Raw genomic sequence first — 18,650 nt, 5'->3', positions numbered from 1 at the left:
CCGTACCGCCCTCCGTACCCTTCCCTGTAAGTAACGGCCGCCGACCGCCGGTACCAGGGTCCGGGCGGGCGCCGCGCGCGTGTGTGCGGTCCCGCGTTCCGGGACCGGTCAGCGGGCCCGCTCCACCGTCGCCGCGGGCGCGTCCTCGACCGCCGCCGCGGGTACGGCCGCCGGTTCGGCCTGGTCCGGGCGGGCCTCCGCCGGTACGGGTGCCGGCTCGGGCAGCACGTCCGCTCCGGTCTGCTCCTCGCGCGGCAGGTTCCGCATCAGCAGCCAGTAGCCGAGCCCGGCCACCGTGCCGATCACGGCGCAGGCGGCCCAGAGCCAGGCGGCGCCGTAGTGGTCGATCACGAAGCCGGACATCAGCGGCGCGACGAGCGCGGCCACCGACCAGGACATCGTGTACATGCCCTGATAGCGGCCACGGCCCCGGGCGGGCGAGAGCTGCACGACGATCCCCGTCTGGGTGGGCGCGTTCACGATCTCGGCCAGCGTCCAGACGCAGACGGTGAGGGCGTACGTCGCGACCGACCCGGCGAAGGCGGTCAGTCCGAAGCCGTACCCGGCGAGCAGCGAGGAGATGATCAGCAGCCGGCGCGGGTCGCGGTGCTGGATGAAGCGGGTGACGGGGATCTGGAGGACCACGATCAGCACGCCGTTGACGGCGATGGCGGTACCGAAGTCGGAGCTGGACAACCCGTCCGTGCCCATCGCCACCGGCAGCCCCACGTACCCCTGCTGGAAGATCAGCGACACCAGGAACGACAGCCCCACCACGCCCATGAAGCGCCCGTCGCGCAGGACGGTGGTCAGCCGCACCTCGTCCTTGGGCCGCTTGCCGCCGACGTTCTTCACCACCGCTTCCTCGGGCCGCGACTCCGGCACCTTCAGGAAGACGAGGACGGCGCAGACGAGCGTCATCAGGGCCTCGCCGATGAACCCGGCGAGGTAGCTGTACTCGGCGACGAAACCGGCCCCGGCCGAGGAGATCGCGAAGCCGAGGTTGATGGCCCAGTAGTTGAGCGAGAAGGCCCGGACGCGGTCCTTCGGGGGCACGATGTCCGCCATCATCGCCTGGACGGCGGGGCGGGACGCGTTGCTCGCCATGCCCACGAAGAACGCCACGCCGGCGATGGCGAAGGGGTGGACCATGAACCCGAGCACCGCGACCGACACCGCGGTGGAGACCTGGGCGATCAGCATGGTGGGCCGCCGCCCGAGCCGGTCCGTCATCACGCCCGCGCCGAGCGAGGAGATGACCCCGCCGAGCCCGTGGAGGGCGGCGACGAGCCCGGCGTACGAGGCGGAGTAGCCCCGGTCCAGGGTCAGGTAGAGGGCCATGAAGGTCGCGACGAACGCGCCGAGGCGGTTGACCAGGGTGCTGGTCCACAGCCACCAGAACTCGCGGGGCATCCCCGAGACGGTCTCGCGGGCGGCTGTGCGCAGACCGGCGACGGACATAAGGATTCCCCCCACGGGACGGATGTACGGAACGGGGCCTCGGGTAATGCCCCCGGCCCCGGTCGAGACATTACGAAGCCGGGCTCCCCGCCCGCCACCGGATTGACGCCTGTCGTCAATCGACCGCTCGCCGGACACGCCCCGCCGGGCCGGGTCCCCGCCCCTGTCCGCGTTCCGGGCGGGCGCGCGGAGGCAACGGAGGTTCGATTACGCTCGGACCCATGGCCGACGCACCGTACAAGCTGATCCTCCTCCGCCACGGCGAGAGCGAATGGAACGCGAAGAACCTGTTCACCGGTTGGGTGGACGTCAACCTCACCGAAAAGGGCGAGAAGGAAGCAGTCCGCGGCGGTGAGCTGCTCAAGGACGCCGGTCTGCTCCCCGACGTCCTGCACACCTCGCTCCAGCGCCGCGCGATCCGCACCGCGCAGCTGGCCCTGGAGTCCGCCGACCGCCTGTGGATCCCGGTCCGCCGCTCCTGGCGTCTGAACGAGCGCCACTACGGCGCGCTCCAGGGCAAGGACAAGGCGCAGACGCTCGCCGAGTTCGGCGAGGAGCAGTTCATGCTGTGGCGCCGCTCGTACGACACCCCGCCGCCGCCGCTGGCCCGCGACGACGAGTACAGCCAGTTCGACGACGCGCGCTACGCGGACCTCCCGCCGGAGCTGCGCCCGGACACGGAGTGCCTGAAGGACGTCGTCGTCCGCATGCTCCCGTACTGGTTCGACAGCATCGTCCCGGACCTCCTCACGGGCCGCACGGTCCTGGTCGCCGCGCACGGCAACAGCCTCCGCGGTCTGGTGAAGCACCTGGACGGCATCTCGGACGAGGACATCTCGGGTCTCAACATCCCGACCGGCATCCCGCTCTCCTACGAGCTGGACGCCGACTTCAAGCCGCTGAAGCCGGGCGGCACGTACCTCGACCCGGACGCGGCGAAGGCGGCCATCGAGGCCGTGAAGAACCAGGGCAAGAAGAAGTAGCCCCCTTCCTCCGGCTCATCGAGCCCCCTGCTCGCGGTCGGTCCGCGGGCAGGGGGCTTGTTCGTGCTGTCGTTCAGCCGGTGCCGCTGATGTCCACGACCTGGTCCTTGTCCGGGGGACGCGCGCACGTGGCCCTGAGGTCGGTCACCAGGCTGGATCGGTCAACGCCCCCGGCCTTCTCTGCCTCAGGACACCGGCTTGCGCCAGACCGAGATGTGCTTGGCGGAGTCGTCCGTGAACGGCGTCCCGTCCCAGTCCCCGACCCGGCTCTCCAGCTCCAGCCCCGCGATGCGGGCCATCAGGTCCAGCTCGGCCGGCCAGGCGTAGCGCTGGCGGCAGGTGCCTCGGCGGTAGCGGCCGTCGTCGCCGTCGCGGGTGAAGTGGTGCGAGACGAGGGTCTGCTCGACCAGGTCGAAGGTGTCGAAGCCGAGGTGCCGCTCGGACACGTCGAACGGCACCGCGACCTGGCCGGGCGGCAGGAACCGCAGCGGCGGTACGGTCAGTTCGATGACGAACCGGCCGCCGGGGGCCAGATGGCGGGCCGCGTTCTCGAAGCAGGCGACCTGTTCGTCCTGGGTGAGCAGGTTCCCGATGGTGTTGTAGACGAGGTAGACCAGGGTGAACTCGCCGGGGACGACCGTGGCGGCCATGTCCCCGATCACCACCGGGAGCGTCTCCTCGTCGGCCTTGCGGCGGAGCACCGCCGCCATCGGCTCGGAGAGTTCGATGCCCGTCACCGGTACGCCGCGGTGCCGCAGCGGCACGCCCACGCGGCCGGTGCCGATGGCGAACTCCAGGGCCCGCCCGTCACCGGCGAGTTCGGCGAGGAAGTCGAGGGTCGGTCCGAGGGCGGCGGGCGAGGAGTTCTCGGCCTCCTCGGCGTCGTAGCGGTCGGCGGTCTCTCGGGTCCACAGTTCGCTGCTCGTCACGGGCGACCACTCTGCCGGGGGCCGGGATGTCTGTCGACGCAATTCTCGGCGGCCACGGCGCGGCCGCGTTGTCAGTGCCCCCTGCCACGATGGCCACCATGACGATCCACCTCCTCACCGACATCGAACAGGCCCTGCGCGGCAGTTGGAGCGCCGAGACCTGCACCCCGGAGTACCGCGACCGCTGGACTCCGGACAATCCGGCGCGCGATCAGTGCGGGGTGACCGCCATGGTGCTCAACGATCTGCTCGGCGGGGAGCTGGTCCGGGGTGAGGTCCATGTCGACGGGGTGCGTACCGACTTCCACTGGTGGAACCGGCTGGGCATGGGCGTCGAAATCGACCTGACCCGGGAGCAGTTCGGGCCCGAGGAGAGGGTCGTCGGCGGTGAGGTCGTCGTCCGGCCGCCCGGTGAGTTGCCGCGGCTCCAGGAGGAGTACGCGCTCCTGCGCGACCGGGTGGCGGCGAAGCTCGGGCGGACCTCGGGTGGAGCTGAGCCCGAAGTGCCGCGTCGCACCTGATCCGTGGCCGATCCGTCCCGGCCGGAACGGCCGAAATACCCCTCGTACGCACTACGGTGAGCCCATGCCGTCACGCCGTCCGTGGCGGCGGACCCTCCAGGGCAAGGAGATCGAGGAGAGCGATCATGGGTGAGTCTCTGAAGACCTTCGTCGGCGGTACCGAGGTCGAGGTGCCCAACAGCATCCCGGACATCCGGGCCGCGCTGCCCGACGAGAGACGCGAGGAGTTCGATCTCGCGATCAACGAGGCGGGGGTGCACGAAATTCAGGCCGTCATGCGGCACTGGATGCTGGAGGCCGTCCCCGATCCCGAGGCCGAGAAGATCCTGGACCGGCTGGCGCGGGACGAGGCCGAGAGGCGGAGCGTCGCTTGAGCTTCCGCATCTCCTACGCACCGCCCGCCGACGACACCCTGGCCAAGATGCGCGGCGGCGAGGCCTTCCGGGACGAGATGGCCCGCACCCTCGGCGAGGAGCCGTACGGACACGCCTCCTCCGCCGTCAAGAGCGAACGGGACCGGCGTGAGGCGACCGTCGCCGGGGCCATCGTCCTCTACTACGTCTCCCGGTCCGTCCTGACCGTCACCGTCGTCCGGCTCGTGCCCCTGCCCTGATCCGCCACGGCAGAGGCACGCCAGCCGTATGTCAGCCGAGCTTCTTGTCCTGTGCCGCCACGACCTGCGTGGGCACCTCGAACTTCACGCCTTCGCCGCCCGCAGCCGCCAGGTTGAAGGCGAAGAACGTCGCGACGGTGCCTTCCTTGCGGAGCACCGCCAGCTTCAGCGGGACGGTGTCGCCTTCGGCCTCCGAGGTGACCGTCCAAGCCGCGGCCTCGTCGCCGCCAGTGACCTTCTCCTCGGTGATCGAGGCGACCTTCGTCGGCGTCTTCTCGATCGTGGCGGTGAAGCCGCCCGCGCAGTCCGCCGCGGCCTTCTTCAGCGTGGCGAACGCGTCCGGTCCCGCCGTCCCCTCGTACGAGCTCAACACGACAGCCGTGGACGTCAGGTTGAACGCGTCCTTGAACAGATCCTCGGCCTCGCCCTCCGCCAGGTCCTCCAGCTTCTTGTCGTCGGTCTTCTTCGGCTCGTCGATCACCTTGCGCTTCGTGGTGGCCACCGCACCCTTCTGCGGTATGCCGGACATGGCGTGGGCGATCGGCAGACAGGCCTCCTTGTCGACCTTGACGCCGTCCGCCGGGACCTCGTCGGCCGGGCCGGCCTTGGTGATCTTGGTGCCCTTCACGTCGCCCTGGGCGAGGGTGGCCTTCTCCAGCTCGGCGGCGGTGAGCGCCTTGGCCGGGGTCTTCGGGGCCGAGCTGCTTCCGTTCGCGGCGCCCTTCCCGTCCTTCCCGTCCTGGTCGTCGGCGTCCGACGAGCCGCTGCAGGCGGTGGCCAGCAGGGTGAGAGCGGCCGCGGAGGCGGCGAGGGCGGTACGTCGTACGGCAGTGGCGCGCATGGTTCTTCTCTCCGGTTCGAGGAGCGATCGCCCCTCCCCCGTACGGCACCTCGACGCCGTACGGGACGGGCCGTCGCAGTGATGCACACCTTACGATCGAACCCGTGAGCGAAGGCCGGTCCGGCGACGCCCTTCTGTGATCGTGATTCTGCTGTGATCATCCTGTGAATGCACTGTGCGGAAGGGCTGTACAACCCTCTGGGCGAGGTCGTCCGGCCCGCCCTCGCACTTCGACCTGTGGCCGGGAAACCTGCTGGTCACGGGCGAGCCGGGCGCGCGCGATCGGCGGGGACATCGACGGGGAGCGGATGTTCTGGGGCGACCCGGCGGCCGGCTTCGTCTCGCTGGCGCTCTTCGGGGGCATCGAGCAGGACCGGGACTTCCTCGACGGTTACGCCGAAGCCGGCGGGGGGAGCGTGGAGTTCACGGACGCGCTACGGACCCGAAGCCGCCGACGAGACGTGGGAGTCGGTCGCTCCTCATCTCGTCGACGCCCTGGATGCCGTACGCCCCGGGGCGAGCGTCAGCTGTCGGACGCGCCCCGGGTCAGATGGCTGAACGCGTCAAGATTCCGAGTGGACTCGCCGCGCGCCACCCGCCACGCGTACTCCTTGCGGATCGAGCTGGCGAATCCGAGCTCCAGGAGCGTGTTGAACGCCCCGTCGGCCGCTTCGAGCACCACCCCGAGCAGCCGGTCCAGCTCCTCGGCGGTGACCACCGACAGCGGCAGCTTGCCGACCAGGTAGACGTCGCCGAGCGAGTCGATCGCGTAACTCACTCCGAACAGGCGGATGTTGCGCTCCAGCAGCCAGCGGTGCACCTCGGCGTCGTTCTCGTCGGGGTGCCGGACGACGAACGCGTTGAGGGAGAGCGAGTGCTTGCCGACGACCAGGGAACAGGTCGTCGACAGCTTGCGGGTGCCGGGCAGCGTCACGACGTAGTTGCCGCGCCCCGGGCTCTCCCATACGAGCCCGGCATCGTTCAGCGTCGCCTCGATGACCTGGGCCGCTGCGGTTTCGTCCGGTACGTCAGCCATGCTGCGAGCCTACGACAGCGCCGTACGCCGCACGCGACCGGCAGCCTCAGCCGTGGTGCGCCCGGGCCCGGCGGCGGTGGTCGCAGAGCGCGGCCGTGTACACGTCCGCGGTCGCCGATGCGGCCGTGTCCCAGCCGAAGGACTGGGCGTGCGCCGCGGCGGCCGCCCCCATCTGCTCGACCAGCTCCGGCGCCTCCGTGAACCGCCCGAGCGCGCGGGCGTACGCCTCCGGCTCGTGCCCGGGTATCAGAAAGCCGCTGACCTCGTCGCGTACCGCCACCGGCAGCCCGCCCACGGCCGCCGCGACCACCGGGGTGCCGGTCGCCTGGGCCTCTATGGCGACCAGGCCGAAGGACTCGCTGTACGACGGCATGACCAGCACCGACGCGGCCCGGAACCAGTCCGCCAGCAGGTCCTGGCCCACCGGCGGGCAGAACCGTACGACGTCGGCGATGCCGAGGCGCGCGGCCAGCTTCTGGAGCCCCTCGGGCTTCGCGAGTCCGCTGCCGCTCGGCCCGCCGACCACCGGCACCACGATGCGCGAGCGCAGCGACGGATCCCGGTCCAGCAGCACGGCCACCGCGCGCAGCAGCACGTCCGGGGCCTTCAGCGGCTGGATGCGGCCCGCGAAGAGCGGGATCAGCGCGTCCTGCGACAGCCCGAGCCGGGCGCGCGCGGCGGCACGGCCGTCGGCCGGGCGGAAGCGGTTCAGGTTGACGCCGGGGTGCACGACGGCGACCGCGGCGGGGTCCGCGTCGTAGAAGCGGACGAGTTCGTCGGCCTCCTCGGCGGTGTTGGCGATCAGCCGGTCGGAGGCGTTCACGATCTGGGTCTCGCCGATGACCCGGGCGGCCGGCTCGGGGCTGTCGCCCTCGGCGAGCGCGGCGTTCTTGACCTTGGCCATGGTGTGCATGGCGTGCACGAGCGGGACGCCCCAGCGCTGGGCGGCGAGCCAGCCGACCTGCCCGGAAAGCCAGTAGTGGGAGTGCACGAGGTCGTAGTAGCCGGGGCGCTGACCGGCCCACGCCTGCATCACGCCGTGCGTGAAGGCGCAGAGCTGGGCGGGCAGGTCCTCCTTGGCGAGACCTTCGTACGGTCCGGCGTCGACGTGCCGGACCAGGACGCCGGGGGCCAGCTCGACCGCGGGGGCCAGGGAGCCGGTGGTCGCCCGGGTGAAGATCTCGACCTCGATGTTGATCGCGGCGAGGCGCTTGGCCAGCTCGACGATGTAGACGTTCATCCCGCCCGCGTCGCCGGTGCCCGGCTGGTGGAGGGGGGAGGTGTGCACGGACAGCATCGCGATGCGGCGCGGCTTGCGCGAAGCCCCGGAGAAGCCTCCGGGGAACCTGAGGCGCGCGGCCGTCCGGGTGGAGCCGAGCCGGGAGACGTACTGGCTCACCTCGTCGGTCCTCCTCGATAGGGGCATGCTGCGGCAGAGGGCGGGGCTCCTCCGAAGGGCGAGAACAGTGGAATCCCGTCTTTCATTTCCGCTTTGCCAAATCATTACGTGCCGGGCGGTGCGTCGCCCGGCGCTCCCGCCCGCCCGGGGTGGGACCGGGAGCGGGCCGGACCAGGTGGGGCCGGGTACCCCGCACCGGTTCGCCTACGCTCGACCCATGCGCCAGCGCCCCATCGGCACCGCCACCCGCGGGACCACCAACCCGAACCGGCTGCGCCGCATGGACCGCTGGATCGCCGACGCCCACGGCCCCGCCCTGCGCCGCGCCGGAACGCCGGTGGCCGTCGACCTCGGGTACGGGGCGGCCCCCTGGACCGCCGTCGAGCTGCTGGACCGGCTGCGCACCGCCGAGCCGCGCACCGCGGTGGCGGGCATCGAGATCGACCCGGAGCGGGTCACGGCGGCGAAGCCGTACGAGCGCGAGGGCCTCACCTTCGTGCACGGCGGCTTCGAGGTGCCGCTCGCGGTGCGGCCCACGCTCATCCGGGCGGCGAACGTGCTGCGCCAGTACGACGAGGACCAGGTCGCCGAGGTCTGGGCGCGGCTGCGTTCCCGCCTCGCCCCGGACGGGCTGCTGGTGGAGGGGACCTGCGACGAGATCGGGCGCCGGCACGTGTGGGTGGCCCTGGGGCCGGAAGGGCCGCGCACGGTCACCTTCGCGACCCGGCTCGGCTCGCTGGAGCGCCCCTCGGACCTCGCGGAACGCCTGCCGAAGGCGCTGATCCACCGCAACGTGCCGGGCGAGCCGGTCCACGCGTTCCTGCGGGACTTCGACCGGGCGTGGGCGGCGGCCTCCCCGTACGCCTCGCTCGGCGCGCGGCAGCGCTGGATCGCGGCGGTGCGGGCGGTGGCGGCCGACTGGCCGGTGACGGACGGGGTACGGCGGTGGCGGCAGGGCGAGATCACGGTGGCGTGGAACGCCCTGCGGCCCAACAGCCCCTGAGCCCTGGCCCTTGAGCCCCTGAACCCTTGAGCCCCTGAACTCTGGCCCGAAAGGGCAGAGATCGCCCGCTCCGGGGATGTCCGGGAACTTCGGAGGCCGCCCGGGAACGTCGCGGGGTCATCATTCGTCCCAGTGAGGGGGATCACGCGGGACATCGCGCGAGCCACGCGTCGGGAGCGAGGGGTTCCTGACGAAGTGGCCCCGCGCGGGCGGTATGTGACGCGTCAGGTGCCGTCGGCCTCTGTTGCTTTGGGGGACGACATGGCACGATCGCGACGTTGCCGAAAGTTACTGACGGTAAGTCAGATACGCGCCCGGAGGGGGAGCTCGTGAACCGACGCCACTGCGCCACTGCCGCGATCACGCTGGTCTGTGCGCTGGCCCTGCTGACGTCCACGGGCCAGGCCACGGCCGCCCCCGTTCCGGACCCCTCGCCCTCCCCTTCCGCCTCCTCCCCCGCCGGCTCGCCTCCCCGCTACTCCAACGCGGACCTGGAGAAGGTCCGCGAGCAGATCGAGACGCTGTACCGGAAGGCGGGCGCGGCGACGGACGCGTACAACCTCGCCGAGGAGCAGACGAAGAAGCAGTCCGGCGAGATCGTGAAGCTCGCCAAGGCGATCGTCGACGGCCAGGCGCGCATCGCCAGGCTGAAGGACCGGGCCGGCGCCCAGGCCCGCGAGCAGTACCGCAACGGCGGCCTGCCGCCCGGCGCGCAGTTGGCCCTGAGCGACGACCCGAAGCTCTTCCTGGACGGGATCAACAAGGTCCACCAGAGCCAGCAGGCCTCCAAGTCGCTCCTGACCGAACTGAACCAGACGCAGCAGGACCTGGAGACGTACACCCAGGACGCCAGCGCCAACTGGGAGAAGCTGGAGACGAACCGGGTCAAGCAGGCCAAGGCCAAGAAGAAGATCAACGCCCAGATCAAGGCGGCGGAGAAGCTCGAATCGCAGCTGGAGAAGAAGGAGCGCGACCGGCTCCGCCAGTTGGAGCGGGACGCGGCGGACGAGGCGCAGACCGCCTGGCTCTCCTCCGGCGCGGTCAAGGACGTGAGCGGCGAGGCGAGCGAGGCCGGAGCGGCGGCGGTGGCCTTCGCGACAGCGCAGATAGGCAAGCCGTACGTCTGGGGGGCCGAGGGCCCGGGTTCGTACGACTGCTCCGGTCTGACGTCCCAGGCCTGGCTGGCGGCGAAGCGGCCGATCCCGCGCACCTCGCAGGAGCAGTGGCGGCTGCTGCCGCGCATCGACATCCAGGACATGCGCCCCGGCGACCTGATCATCTACCACGCCGACGCCAGCCATGTCGGGATGTACGTCGGCGACGGCGCGATCGTCCACTCCCCGCGCCCCGGCCGCAACGTCACGCTGGCGGGCGCGGGCTCGATGAAGATCCTCGGGGTGGTCCGCCCGGACAAGTAGCGGAGCCGTGCGGCGGGACGAGGAGCGGCACGGCGAGGCGGGCCCGGACGAGTGCGGCGGGGCGCGGCGCGGCCTGAGAGGGCCCTGTGAGCGGGCTCTGCGTGCCCCGGACCGGCCCTGTGAGCGGGGCCACGCCGCCGCCGGTGGGCGCGTGATGTTTGTCATGGGCGCTTCCGGCCCCGGACGGCGGTCCATGACGCCGGATCCGTGTCGGGACGCGGCTTATGACGGCGCATATGACAGGGGCCGGTCCCCGTGGGCCATTCCGTTCCCCTGCCGCGGACCGCTATCGTCCCCGACTGGCGGATCGTCGATCGTCGACCCGCCGCGCCCTCGGGGGGAGGGAAGGAAACCTGAACCGATGCCCGTACCCGTACCGCAGCAGCGCTCCGTTCCCGCTGCGGAGACCTCCCACGGCGACCTCACCCTGCTGGTGATCGAGGACGACCCGGCGGGCACCACCATCACCGTCCCCGAGCTCTCGGCCGCCGCCGGAACCCGGGTCCGTATCCGTACCGCCCGCAACCTCACCGAGGCGGCGCGGCTGCTCACCGACGACGTGGACTGCATCCTGCTGGACCTGGCGCTGCCGGTCACGGGCTCCGGTGAACCCGACTCCGGGCGGGCCGAGCCCCTCTCCGAGCGGGCCGACGAGCTGGCGGCCCTCACCCACGTACTGCGCATCGCCCCGCTGCACGCGGTCCTCGCGCTGACCGCCGAGGACGACACCGAGCTGGCGGCCGAGGCGGTACGGGTCGGGGCGCAGGACTACCTCTTCCGGGGCGAGCTGGACGCGCGCGTCCTGAGCCGCGCCATCCGGTACGCCGTGGAGCGCAAGCGCGCCGACATCGCGCAGCACCAGCTGACCGAGTCCCGGCTGCGCGCCCAGGAGAACGCCCGCCTGGAACGCGGCCTGCTGCCCACCCCGCTGCTGGAGGGCTCCGGACTGAGCTTCGCCGCCCGCTACCGCCCCGGCCGCAGCCGCGCCCTCCTCGGCGGCGACTTCTACGACGTCGTCCGCACCCCGGACGGCACGGTCCACGCGATGATCGGGGACGTCTGCGGCCACGGCCCGGACGAGGCGGCGCTCGGCGTCGAGCTGCGGATCGCCTGGCGGGCGCTGACCCTGGCCGGGCTGTGCGGGGACGAGCTGCTCTCCACGCTCCAGCAGGTGCTGGAGCACGAACGGCAGAGCGAGGAGATCTTCGCGACGCTGTGCACGGTGGACATCGCGCCCGACGGGCGGCGGGCCGGCCTCTGCCTGGCCGGACATCCCGCGCCGCTGCTCGCCCGCCACGGACGGCCGGCGGGGCTGCTCCCGTACGAGGACGGCGGACCGGCCCTGGGGCTGCTGCCGCGGGCCCGCTGGCCGCGCCGTCAGGTCGAGCTGGGCGGCGCGTGGAGCCTGATGATGTACACGGACGGGCTCATCGAGGGGCGCGTGGGGACCGGCGGCAGCGAGCGGCTCGGCCAGGACGGCATGGTCGCGATGATCAACGGCCGGCTGACGGAGGGCCTGACCGGCGACGAACTGCTGGAGACGGCGGTCGCCGAGGTGCGGGAGCTGAACGGCGGCGAGCTGACCGATGATGTGGCGGTGCTGCTGCTGGGCCGCGATCCGGAGCGGATACGACGATGGGGCGGCAGCGCACCGCGCTCCCACCCCGCGTCCGTCGACCGGCCGCCGTCGCCGCCCGCGCGGGCGGCGAGGGCTCAGCGCCCGCCGTTGTAGGGACCGTACGGCCCGTCACTGCTGGAGCCGCCCTTGCGGCCGCCACCGCTGCCGCCCGAGACCTCCTTGAGCGCGGGACGCACGTCGACCATGAACACGATCGACGCGATCACGCCGGCGATCTGGAGGAAGAAGAGCGAGGTGGGAAGCAGGTTCACGGCGACGGCGATGCCGAGGATGATCAGCCAGAAGGACTTCTTCTTCTTGTCGGCGGCACGGTAGGCGTCCTCACGGGCGGTCGCCGCGAAGACGAACGCGACCACGGCCAGCACCAGCATCGCCAGATAGAGCAGCTGGAGGAGTGAGCCGAATGCTGAGAGCAACATGGTGTGTACCGCCTAGTGAGTGGATGAGCGCCCTGCGGCCGTGAAGGCCAAGGTACCGGGACAACGAGCCGGCCACCCGTAAAGGTGCCCGCCCCGCGCCCCGGTCACGCGTACCGCGCCCCGGAACGACCCGTGGGGGTCGGACCTGCGGGGGTCGGGCCTGCGGGGCCCGGCCCCTGGGGGTCACTTGCCGTCGGTCGGCGAGGTCTTCCTGGCCGCGGGCTTGCGCGGCGCGGGCGCCTTCTTGGCGGGCGCGGCCTTGGCCTCGGCGGACTTCACCGGCGCGGCGGGCTTCACCGGGGCGGCGGGCGAGACCTTCGTGGCAGCGGGCTCGGCGGAGCCGGCGGCCACGGGCGAGGTCTTCGTCGCGGGCTTGGCGGCGGGTGCGGCCTTGGAGCTCGCCTTCGGCCGGCTCTTCGGCTCGGCCTCGACGACGGCGGCGATCTCGACGATCTCCTCCGCGGTCTCCCCGCGCCAGGTCCGTACGGTCTGCTCGCCGTGCTCGGCGACCTTCTCGTACGCCTCACGGGCCTTGATCGCGTACTCGGCGGCCACGCCCACGCTGCGGAGCGCCAGGTCCTGAGCGTTCTCGCCCAGCTTCTTCAGGTCGGCGGCGTCGAACGAACCGAACACCTCGGTGACCTTCGCCTGCACGGTGGCCTGGGCCTCCTTGGCCTGCGTGGTCACCTTCTCCTGCACGGCCTTGGGGTCGGTGTTGCGCACGGCGTCGATCCGCTCGGGCGCCTCGGCCCGCAGCTGCTCGATCAGCGCCGGGACCTTGCGCGCCTGCTGCACGGCCAGGTCGGCCGTACCGGCGGCGAAGTAGAGGGGGGTGGGGTCGGTGAGGGTCTTGCGCAGGTCATCGGTGATGGCCATGACTGTGGTCCTCCCGGATCATCAGAACCAGCTGTTAGCTGTTGTGAGGGTCTTGGTCTTCGGTGACGTCTTTCGTGGTGCCCGCACCGGCGTCGTCGCCGGTACGGGGCCCGGCATCGCGGCCGGCGTCGGTTTCGGCGCCGGCTTCCGCGTTCACACCGTCGTCCGCTGCCGCTGCCGCTTCCGCGTCCGCTTCAGCGTCGGGCCCGGGGGCGAATCCGTTCTCGCGGCGGAAGGAGTCGTAGATCTGCAGCAGAACGTTCTTCTGCCGCTCGTTGATCGACGGATCGGCCAGAATGACCGCCCGCGTCTCCAGCTCCTCCCGCTCCCGCTCGTCGAGGATCCCCGCACGTACGTACAGGGTCTCGGCCGAGATCCGCAGCGCCTTGGCGACCTGCTGGAGCACGTCCGCGCTGGGCTTGCGCAGACCGCGCTCGATCTGGCTGAGATACGGGTTCGACACCCCGGTGGCATCGGCGAGCTGCCGTAGCGAGAGCTGCGCTGCACGGCGCTGCTCCCGCAGGTACTCACCGAGATTGCCGACGTTGAGTGATGCCATGACCCGATAGTGCAACACCCTTGCTAACTTTTGCAAGCACATGCTTGCAAAAGTGTCGCGCGCCACCAGCTCGCTCAGGGGTCAGGGTTCGAGCAGGAGTCCGAGGGCGCGGGCGAACTCCGCCGGCTCGGCGCTTGCGCCGAGGTGGTTGCCGGGCATGTCGATCAGAGGCAGCTCCAGAAGCCCGGCTAGTGCCCGGGTCGCCCGGCGCGCCATCTGGTGATGGCTCAGCGAGCCGGCGCACAGCGTCACCGGAACGCGGCGGACGGCCTCGACGTCGGGGACGTAGAAGACCGTGGGGTCGGCCATCCGCCCCAGGAAGTAGCGGTTCTTGTCGAGTTCCTCGACCGGTAGCCCGGGGAGCGCCAGGTGGGCGGGGGGCGTCTGCTCCGGGCCTGTGTGATGGGCAGCGCCGCTGAGGTCGAAGAACTCCTGCACCGCCCTCTGAGGATCGGCCTCCGCGACTTCGAACGCCGCTGCGGCTCGGGCCGCCAGGTCCGCGTCGTCCAGGAGGGACACCAGGGGCGGCTCATGCAGGACGGCCCGGCCGACCAGGTCAGGATGCTGCTTGCCCAGCTCCAGCAGCGTCACGGCACCACCACTCGTACCGACGAAGAGGGCTGGTCCTCCGGTGAACCTGTCCACAAGTGCGGCAAGGTCCTCGGCAAGGACCTCGGGCGTGGGCGCGGCCATCCCTTCGACCGCACGGCTGGCACCGATACCACGCGGGTCGTAGGTGACGACGGTGAACCGGGCGGCGAGCTCGTGCGCCAGCGCCGCGAACCCGGCCCGCCCCGCCGGCGCGCCGACGAGGAACAGCAGTGGCCCCTCGCCCTGGACATCGAAGGCGATCGTGCAGTCCGGCCGGTCGAGCAGGTTCACCGAACTCGTGACCCGGCCACTGAAGTCCGCGATCTTCCGAGTGATCACATCGAGCGCACGGTCCAGCTCCTCGCGCCGGTCACGGACGCGACGGCGATGAGCCGTCAGCAACTCCACCCGGAGCCTGGCCGGATCGGCCACCTTGTCGTCCGCGCCGGTGAACTGCGCGATATCGGCCAGGGGCATCCCCGTCCCACGGAGATGCACCAGCATGCGGATCAGCTCGACGTCCGCCGTCGCATACTGGCGACGCCCCGCACGGTCGCGCCGTGGAGACGGTACGACCCCTTGACGTTCGAAGTACCGCAACGTGTCGGGCTCCAGACCGATCCATGCCGAGACCTCCGCGATACCGAACAGCTCATCTGCCTCACTCATGTTTCAAGCCTCGCCCCTGAACCTCGGTCCAGGTCAAGCGGTCACCGGCCGACCACGGCTTCGACGAGATGCTGACGTCCGGAGGACCGTCACCGCTCGGCTCGGCGGACTCCCGTACAGGCGAGGACCCCGCTCGCGTCGTCGGCGAGGAAGATCATGAAGGTCCACGCCCGGTCCGGCGCGCGGATGCGCCCGGTCCTGACCCGAGCGGCTCCGAGCCGGGTGAGGATGTCGACGGTGGACGGCAGGGCGAGAGTCTCGGTGCCTCGCCTCCTCGCCCGTCGGAGGCGAGCCGCGTAGATGTCCGCGAGTTGCCGGGCGGGAACACTGCCGTCCCAGACGACGAAATCCCCTCCGCCGAGAAGCGCGGCTCCGGCGGCATCGCAGGCCGTGGTCCGGCCGCCGAGCATCCCGGCGAGTTGCGCCCGGTCCATCCGTCCTCCCTCCCGCCGTGTCCGCTGTCCGCTGTCCGCTGTCCGCTGTCCGCTGTCCGCTCAGCGTCGACGTGGGGGTCGGGCCGGGTCCAGAGTGTGAGGTCGCTGCTCGTGGCGACCGCGAGCGTCTGGCCGGAGGGGGAGAACCCGGCTGCGCGGAGTTCCGGGCTCAAGCGTATGTACGTCATCGATGAGCATCGCGGCAGGGGGCCTTCCCGGGCCTCCTGGCTTCGGCCGCCGCGCCGACGATCCGCTCACCGTCCGTCCGGGGCAGGCGTCGGCCCGTCGGGAATCGAGCCCTGGACCTTGCTCCGAAGATCGTTCTGTTGGAGGCTGAAGCATGCCGAATCAACCGACCTTCGTCCTCGTCCACGGAGCCTTCGCGAACTCGTTCTCCTTCGCGCCGCTCCAAGCCGAACTCGGCCTGCTCGGGCACCGTTCGGCCGCGGTCGACCTTCCGGGGCACGGGTTCGAGGCCACCTTCCCCGCGGCCTACCAGGCTCCTCAGGACCTCGAAGGCCTCGCCGCGGAACCGGGGTCCATCAAGGGGGTCACCCTCGCGGACAACGTGGCCCGCGTGATCGAGGTCCTCGAACGGGCCAAGCGGAACGGGCCCACCATCCTCGTCTCGCACAGCCGGGGCGGCGTTACGGCCACCGCCGTCGCCAACGCCCGGCCCGACCTGATCGACCGGATCGTCTACGTCTCCTCCTGGTGCCCCGTCGATCTGGACGTGAACGACTACTACACCCAGCCGGAGATGGCGGACGTCGACGCGGGAGCCCTGGCCCTCGCGCTCGTCGGGAACCCGGCCGAACTCGGGCTGCTGCGGGTCAACTTCCGTACGGCCGACCCGGCGGCGATCGACGCGTTCAAGCAGGCCTTCGCCGCCGACCTCACCGACGACGAGTTCCGGACCTTCCTCAACACCTTCCAGCCCGACGAGAACCTCGACGTCGGTACGTCAGCCGACCGGGCGCAGGTCGCGACCTGGGGCCGGATACCCAGGACCTACGTGCGCCTGGCCGCCGACACCAGCCTCCCGCCCGCCCTGCAGGACCGCATGATCCGCGAAGCCGACGCGCTCACACCCGACAACCCCTTCGACGTCCGGACGCTCGAAGGAAGCCATCTGCGCTGGCTCGTCCGCCCGAAGCCCGCCGCCGAGCTGCTCGCCGGCCTCACAATGAGCTGACGCCCCGGCGTCCCCGATCCACCGATCAGAGGTGGAGCCCCGCTACCTCCGCCACCGACAGCGTGAGCCCCGCCGCCCCGGCGGAGTCACGGGCGGAGGCCGGCCGGCGGGCGCCCGGGATCGGGACCACGACCGGTGACTGGGCCAACTGCCAGGCCAGGCAGATCTGCTGCGGGCTGACGCCCCGCGTGCGGGCCAGGGCGTGGAACGGTGTGTCCGGTGCCGGTCCAGCCGCGTCCGGGTCGTCGACCGCGCTCCGCGAGATGCCGCCGAGCGGGCTCCACGGCAGGAAGGCCAGGCCGAGTTCGGTGCACAGGTCGAGGGTGTCCCGGGTGGACGGGTGCGCCGGGGAGAAGCGGTTCTGCACCGAGACCAGGCGGGGGCCGAGGATCTCGTACGCCGTACGGATCTGCTCCCCGTCCACGTTGGAGAGGCCGGCCGCCCGGATCGTACCGGCGTCCGCCAGGTCCCGCAGGGCGCCGACCGACTCGGCGAAGGGAACGGCCGGGTCCGGCTTGTGCAGGTGGTAGAGCCCGATGGCCTCCACGCCGAGCCGGGCCGTCGAGGCCTCGGCCGCGCGGCGCAGATGGCGCGGGTCGCCGTCCACCGTCCACGACCCGTCGCCGGGGCGGCCCCGGCCGCCCTTGGTCGCCACCAGCACCGCGTCGGCGCCGCTGCCGTACGCGGCCAGCGCCCGGGCGATCAGCCCTTCGTTGTGGCCGAGTTCGTCGGCGTACCACTGGTAGCAGTCGGCGGTGTCGATCAGCCGTACACCGGCGTCGAGCGCGGCGTGGATCGTGGCGACCGCCTGCTCCTCGCTCGGGCGCCCCTCGACGGAGAGCGGCATCGCGCCGAGGCCGATGGATCCCACAGCCGTGCCGCCGATCGTGCGGGGCGCGGCGGACGTAGAAGGAGAAGCAGAAGGAGGAGACGACGTTGATGAGGTCTTCACTGTTCTCTCGTCTCCTTGATCACGTACGGCAGCCAGTCGGCGACCGCCGAGAAGCCGAAGCCCAGGCGGGGGGCCCGGCCGGTGTCCATCGCATAGCAGCGGTCGAAGGAGAACGGTGAGGGGAGTTCGCCCGGCTCGCCGATCGTCAGCACCGGTTCCGTACCGGTCGCGCCGCCAATGGCCGCGCACAACTCCCGTACGTCCATGGCCCCGTGGGAAGCGGCGCTGACCGGTCCGGTGAAGTCCGCTGCCGCCGCCCACGCCAGGAAGCGGGCGATCTCCGGCTCGTGGACGAAGGACGCGGGCTGCGGCGCGGGGTGGATGAGCACCGGCCGGCCCTGCTCGATCCGCTCGACGTAGTGCGCGAGCCGGCCGGTGAAGTCGGCGCCGCCGAGGACGTGCGCGGTGCGGACCGTGGCGACGTCGAACGGCGCCTCCTGGGCGAGGAGCGCCTCCGCCTGGCGTTTGCCCTCGCCGTAGTGGTCCTCCAGGAACCGTTCGTCCGCCCAAGGGAGTTCCAGGTCGAACGACCCGGCCGAGGGATCGACCGCCCCCTCCGGGAGGGGCGGTCCGCCCGGCCGGCCGAGCTCGGCGTAGACCTCGACCGTCGAGGTCAGCACATAGCGCCGGGTGCGGCCGGCGAAGACCCGGGCGGCGACGGCAGCCTGGCGCGGCGAGTAGCAGACCTGATCCATCACGACGTCGAAGCGCCGGTCGCCGAGCGCCGCAGTCAGCGCGGCCTCGTCGTCGCGGTCGGCGAGCAGCTGGGTCACACCGGGCGGCGCGGGCGCCGACCCCCGGTTGACGATGGTCACCGCCGCGCCGGAGTCCCGCAGTTCCCCGATCAGCCGGCGCCCGAAGTGGCGGCTGCCTCCGATCACGCACACGTCCATGCCGCGAACCCCTCTCTCCCCGTCCGGACGGCTTTACGGCCGTACGGCTCCGCGTCCGTACGGCTCCGCGTCCGTACGGCTTCACGCCCGTACGGCTTCACGCCCGTACGGCTTCACGCCCGTACGGCTTCACGCCCGTACGGCTTCACGCCCGTACGGCTTCACGTCTTCCTGCGTCTTCGGTATGCAGTCTGCTCAGCCCCGGTCGACGGCGGTAGT

Annotated in this window: 20 protein-coding genes; 8 read left to right on the top strand and 12 right to left on the bottom strand. The window is 71.6% G+C overall.

Annotated features, from left to right (window positions below; all coding sequences use genetic code 11):
- Positions 1-108: 108 nt before the first annotated feature.
- Positions 109-1,461, bottom strand: a complete 1,353-nt coding sequence (locus tag ACFWM7_RS12585; RefSeq protein WP_383259012.1) for an MDR family MFS transporter — start codon at positions 1,459-1,461, stop codon at positions 109-111.
- A 221-nt stretch (positions 1,462-1,682) separates the two neighbouring features.
- On the opposite strand from ACFWM7_RS12585, the gene ACFWM7_RS12580 reads away from it, so the two are divergent.
- Positions 1,683-2,444, top strand: a complete 762-nt coding sequence (locus ACFWM7_RS12580) for a phosphoglyceromutase (RefSeq protein ID WP_030566751.1) — start codon at positions 1,683-1,685, stop codon at positions 2,442-2,444.
- Between the two features lie 185 nt (positions 2,445-2,629).
- On the opposite strand, the gene ACFWM7_RS12575 is transcribed toward ACFWM7_RS12580, so the two are convergent.
- A complete protein-coding gene (locus tag ACFWM7_RS12575) occupies positions 2,630-3,373 on the bottom strand; it encodes a class I SAM-dependent DNA methyltransferase (protein ID WP_383259005.1) in 744 nt (247 codons plus the stop codon).
- Between the two features lie 98 nt (positions 3,374-3,471).
- On the opposite strand from ACFWM7_RS12575, the gene ACFWM7_RS12570 reads away from it, so the two are divergent.
- The 3 genes from ACFWM7_RS12570 to ACFWM7_RS12560 all read left to right on the top strand — a co-directional run bounded on the left by ACFWM7_RS12570 (position 3,472) and on the right by ACFWM7_RS12560 (position 4,507).
- Positions 3,472-3,894: a hypothetical protein gene (locus ACFWM7_RS12570; RefSeq protein WP_383259003.1), complete on the top strand. Its 423-nt coding sequence runs from the start codon at positions 3,472-3,474 to the stop codon at positions 3,892-3,894.
- A 125-nt stretch (positions 3,895-4,019) separates the two neighbouring features.
- On the top strand, positions 4,020-4,268 hold the full coding sequence (locus ACFWM7_RS12565) for a hypothetical protein (RefSeq protein ID WP_307668402.1): 249 nt from the start codon (positions 4,020-4,022) through the stop codon (positions 4,266-4,268).
- On the top strand, positions 4,265-4,507 hold the full coding sequence (locus tag ACFWM7_RS12560; protein WP_383258999.1) for a hypothetical protein: 243 nt from the start codon (positions 4,265-4,267) through the stop codon (positions 4,505-4,507). Before ACFWM7_RS12565 ends, ACFWM7_RS12560 begins: the two co-directional genes overlap by 4 nt.
- Positions 4,508-4,538: 31 nt before the next feature.
- Here ACFWM7_RS12560 and ACFWM7_RS12555 read toward each other — a convergent pair whose 3' ends face one another.
- The 3 genes from ACFWM7_RS12555 to mshA all read right to left on the bottom strand — a co-directional run bounded on the left by ACFWM7_RS12555 (position 4,539) and on the right by mshA (position 7,783).
- Positions 4,539-5,348, bottom strand: coding sequence for a hypothetical protein (locus ACFWM7_RS12555; RefSeq protein WP_383258993.1), 810 nt, complete (start codon positions 5,346-5,348; stop codon positions 4,539-4,541).
- A gap of 523 nt (positions 5,349-5,871) precedes the next feature.
- Positions 5,872-6,384: a YbjN domain-containing protein gene (locus ACFWM7_RS12550; RefSeq protein WP_383258990.1), complete on the bottom strand. Its 513-nt coding sequence runs from the start codon at positions 6,382-6,384 to the stop codon at positions 5,872-5,874.
- A gap of 46 nt (positions 6,385-6,430) precedes the next feature.
- Positions 6,431-7,783 carry a D-inositol-3-phosphate glycosyltransferase gene (gene mshA / locus ACFWM7_RS12545; protein ID WP_383258987.1) on the bottom strand — a complete coding sequence of 451 codons (1,353 nt, stop codon included), beginning with the start codon at positions 7,781-7,783 and terminating at the stop codon, positions 6,431-6,433.
- 217 nt (positions 7,784-8,000) lie between these two features.
- Between mshA and ACFWM7_RS12540 the strand changes: the two genes are divergently transcribed.
- From ACFWM7_RS12540 to ACFWM7_RS12530, 3 genes are all read left to right on the top strand, one after another.
- A complete protein-coding gene (locus ACFWM7_RS12540) occupies positions 8,001-8,786 on the top strand; it encodes a class I SAM-dependent methyltransferase (RefSeq protein WP_383258984.1) in 786 nt (261 codons plus the stop codon).
- 329 nt (positions 8,787-9,115) lie between these two features.
- Positions 9,116-10,204 carry an NlpC/P60 family protein gene (locus tag ACFWM7_RS12535; RefSeq protein WP_383258980.1) on the top strand — a complete coding sequence of 363 codons (1,089 nt, stop codon included), beginning with the start codon at positions 9,116-9,118 and terminating at the stop codon, positions 10,202-10,204.
- Positions 10,205-10,565: 361 nt separating this feature from the next.
- On the top strand, positions 10,566-11,936 hold the full coding sequence (locus ACFWM7_RS12530) for a PP2C family protein-serine/threonine phosphatase (protein WP_383258976.1): 1,371 nt from the start codon (positions 10,566-10,568) through the stop codon (positions 11,934-11,936).
- On the opposite strand, the gene ACFWM7_RS12525 is transcribed toward ACFWM7_RS12530, so the two are convergent.
- The 5 genes from ACFWM7_RS12525 to ACFWM7_RS12505 form a co-directional block, all read right to left on the bottom strand.
- Positions 11,918-12,262, bottom strand: coding sequence for a DUF2516 family protein (locus tag ACFWM7_RS12525; RefSeq protein ID WP_383258970.1), 345 nt, complete (start codon positions 12,260-12,262; stop codon positions 11,918-11,920). The two genes, ACFWM7_RS12530 and ACFWM7_RS12525, sit on opposite strands and share 19 nt — an antisense overlap.
- Before the next feature lie 183 nt (positions 12,263-12,445).
- A complete protein-coding gene (locus ACFWM7_RS12520; RefSeq protein ID WP_383258967.1) occupies positions 12,446-13,138 on the bottom strand; it encodes a hypothetical protein in 693 nt (230 codons plus the stop codon).
- Positions 13,139-13,172: 34 nt separating this feature from the next.
- A complete protein-coding gene (locus tag ACFWM7_RS12515; RefSeq protein ID WP_383258965.1) occupies positions 13,173-13,697 on the bottom strand; it encodes a helix-turn-helix domain-containing protein in 525 nt (174 codons plus the stop codon).
- Positions 13,698-13,778: 81 nt separating this feature from the next.
- Entirely contained in the window at positions 13,779-14,957 is a 1,179-nt protein-coding gene (locus tag ACFWM7_RS12510; protein ID WP_383258962.1) for an alpha/beta fold hydrolase, read from the bottom strand.
- 89 nt (positions 14,958-15,046) lie between these two features.
- Entirely contained in the window at positions 15,047-15,391 is a 345-nt protein-coding gene (locus tag ACFWM7_RS12505; protein WP_383258959.1) for a hypothetical protein, read from the bottom strand.
- Positions 15,392-15,731: 340 nt separating this feature from the next.
- Between ACFWM7_RS12505 and ACFWM7_RS12500 the strand changes: the two genes are divergently transcribed.
- The gene (locus tag ACFWM7_RS12500) at positions 15,732-16,586 is read left to right on the top strand and encodes an alpha/beta hydrolase (RefSeq protein ID WP_383258956.1); all 855 of its coding nucleotides are present in this window, start codon (positions 15,732-15,734) and stop codon (positions 16,584-16,586) included.
- A 25-nt stretch (positions 16,587-16,611) separates the two neighbouring features.
- On the opposite strand, the gene ACFWM7_RS12495 is transcribed toward ACFWM7_RS12500, so the two are convergent.
- Both ACFWM7_RS12495 and ACFWM7_RS12490 read right to left on the bottom strand, forming a co-directional pair.
- A complete protein-coding gene (locus tag ACFWM7_RS12495) occupies positions 16,612-17,457 on the bottom strand; it encodes an aldo/keto reductase (RefSeq protein WP_383258953.1) in 846 nt (281 codons plus the stop codon).
- A gap of 77 nt (positions 17,458-17,534) precedes the next feature.
- Complete coding sequence (locus ACFWM7_RS12490; protein ID WP_383258951.1) at positions 17,535-18,431, bottom strand: reductase; 897 nt, start codon at positions 18,429-18,431, stop codon at positions 17,535-17,537.
- Positions 18,432-18,650 lie beyond the last annotated feature (219 nt).

Origin of the sequence: Streptomyces sp. NPDC058375 (assembly GCF_042723425.1) — a bacterium.
GTDB lineage: Bacteria > Actinomycetota > Actinomycetes > Streptomycetales > Streptomycetaceae > Streptomyces > Streptomyces durocortorensis.
This window is presented reverse-complemented; position numbering and strand designations above follow the sequence as displayed.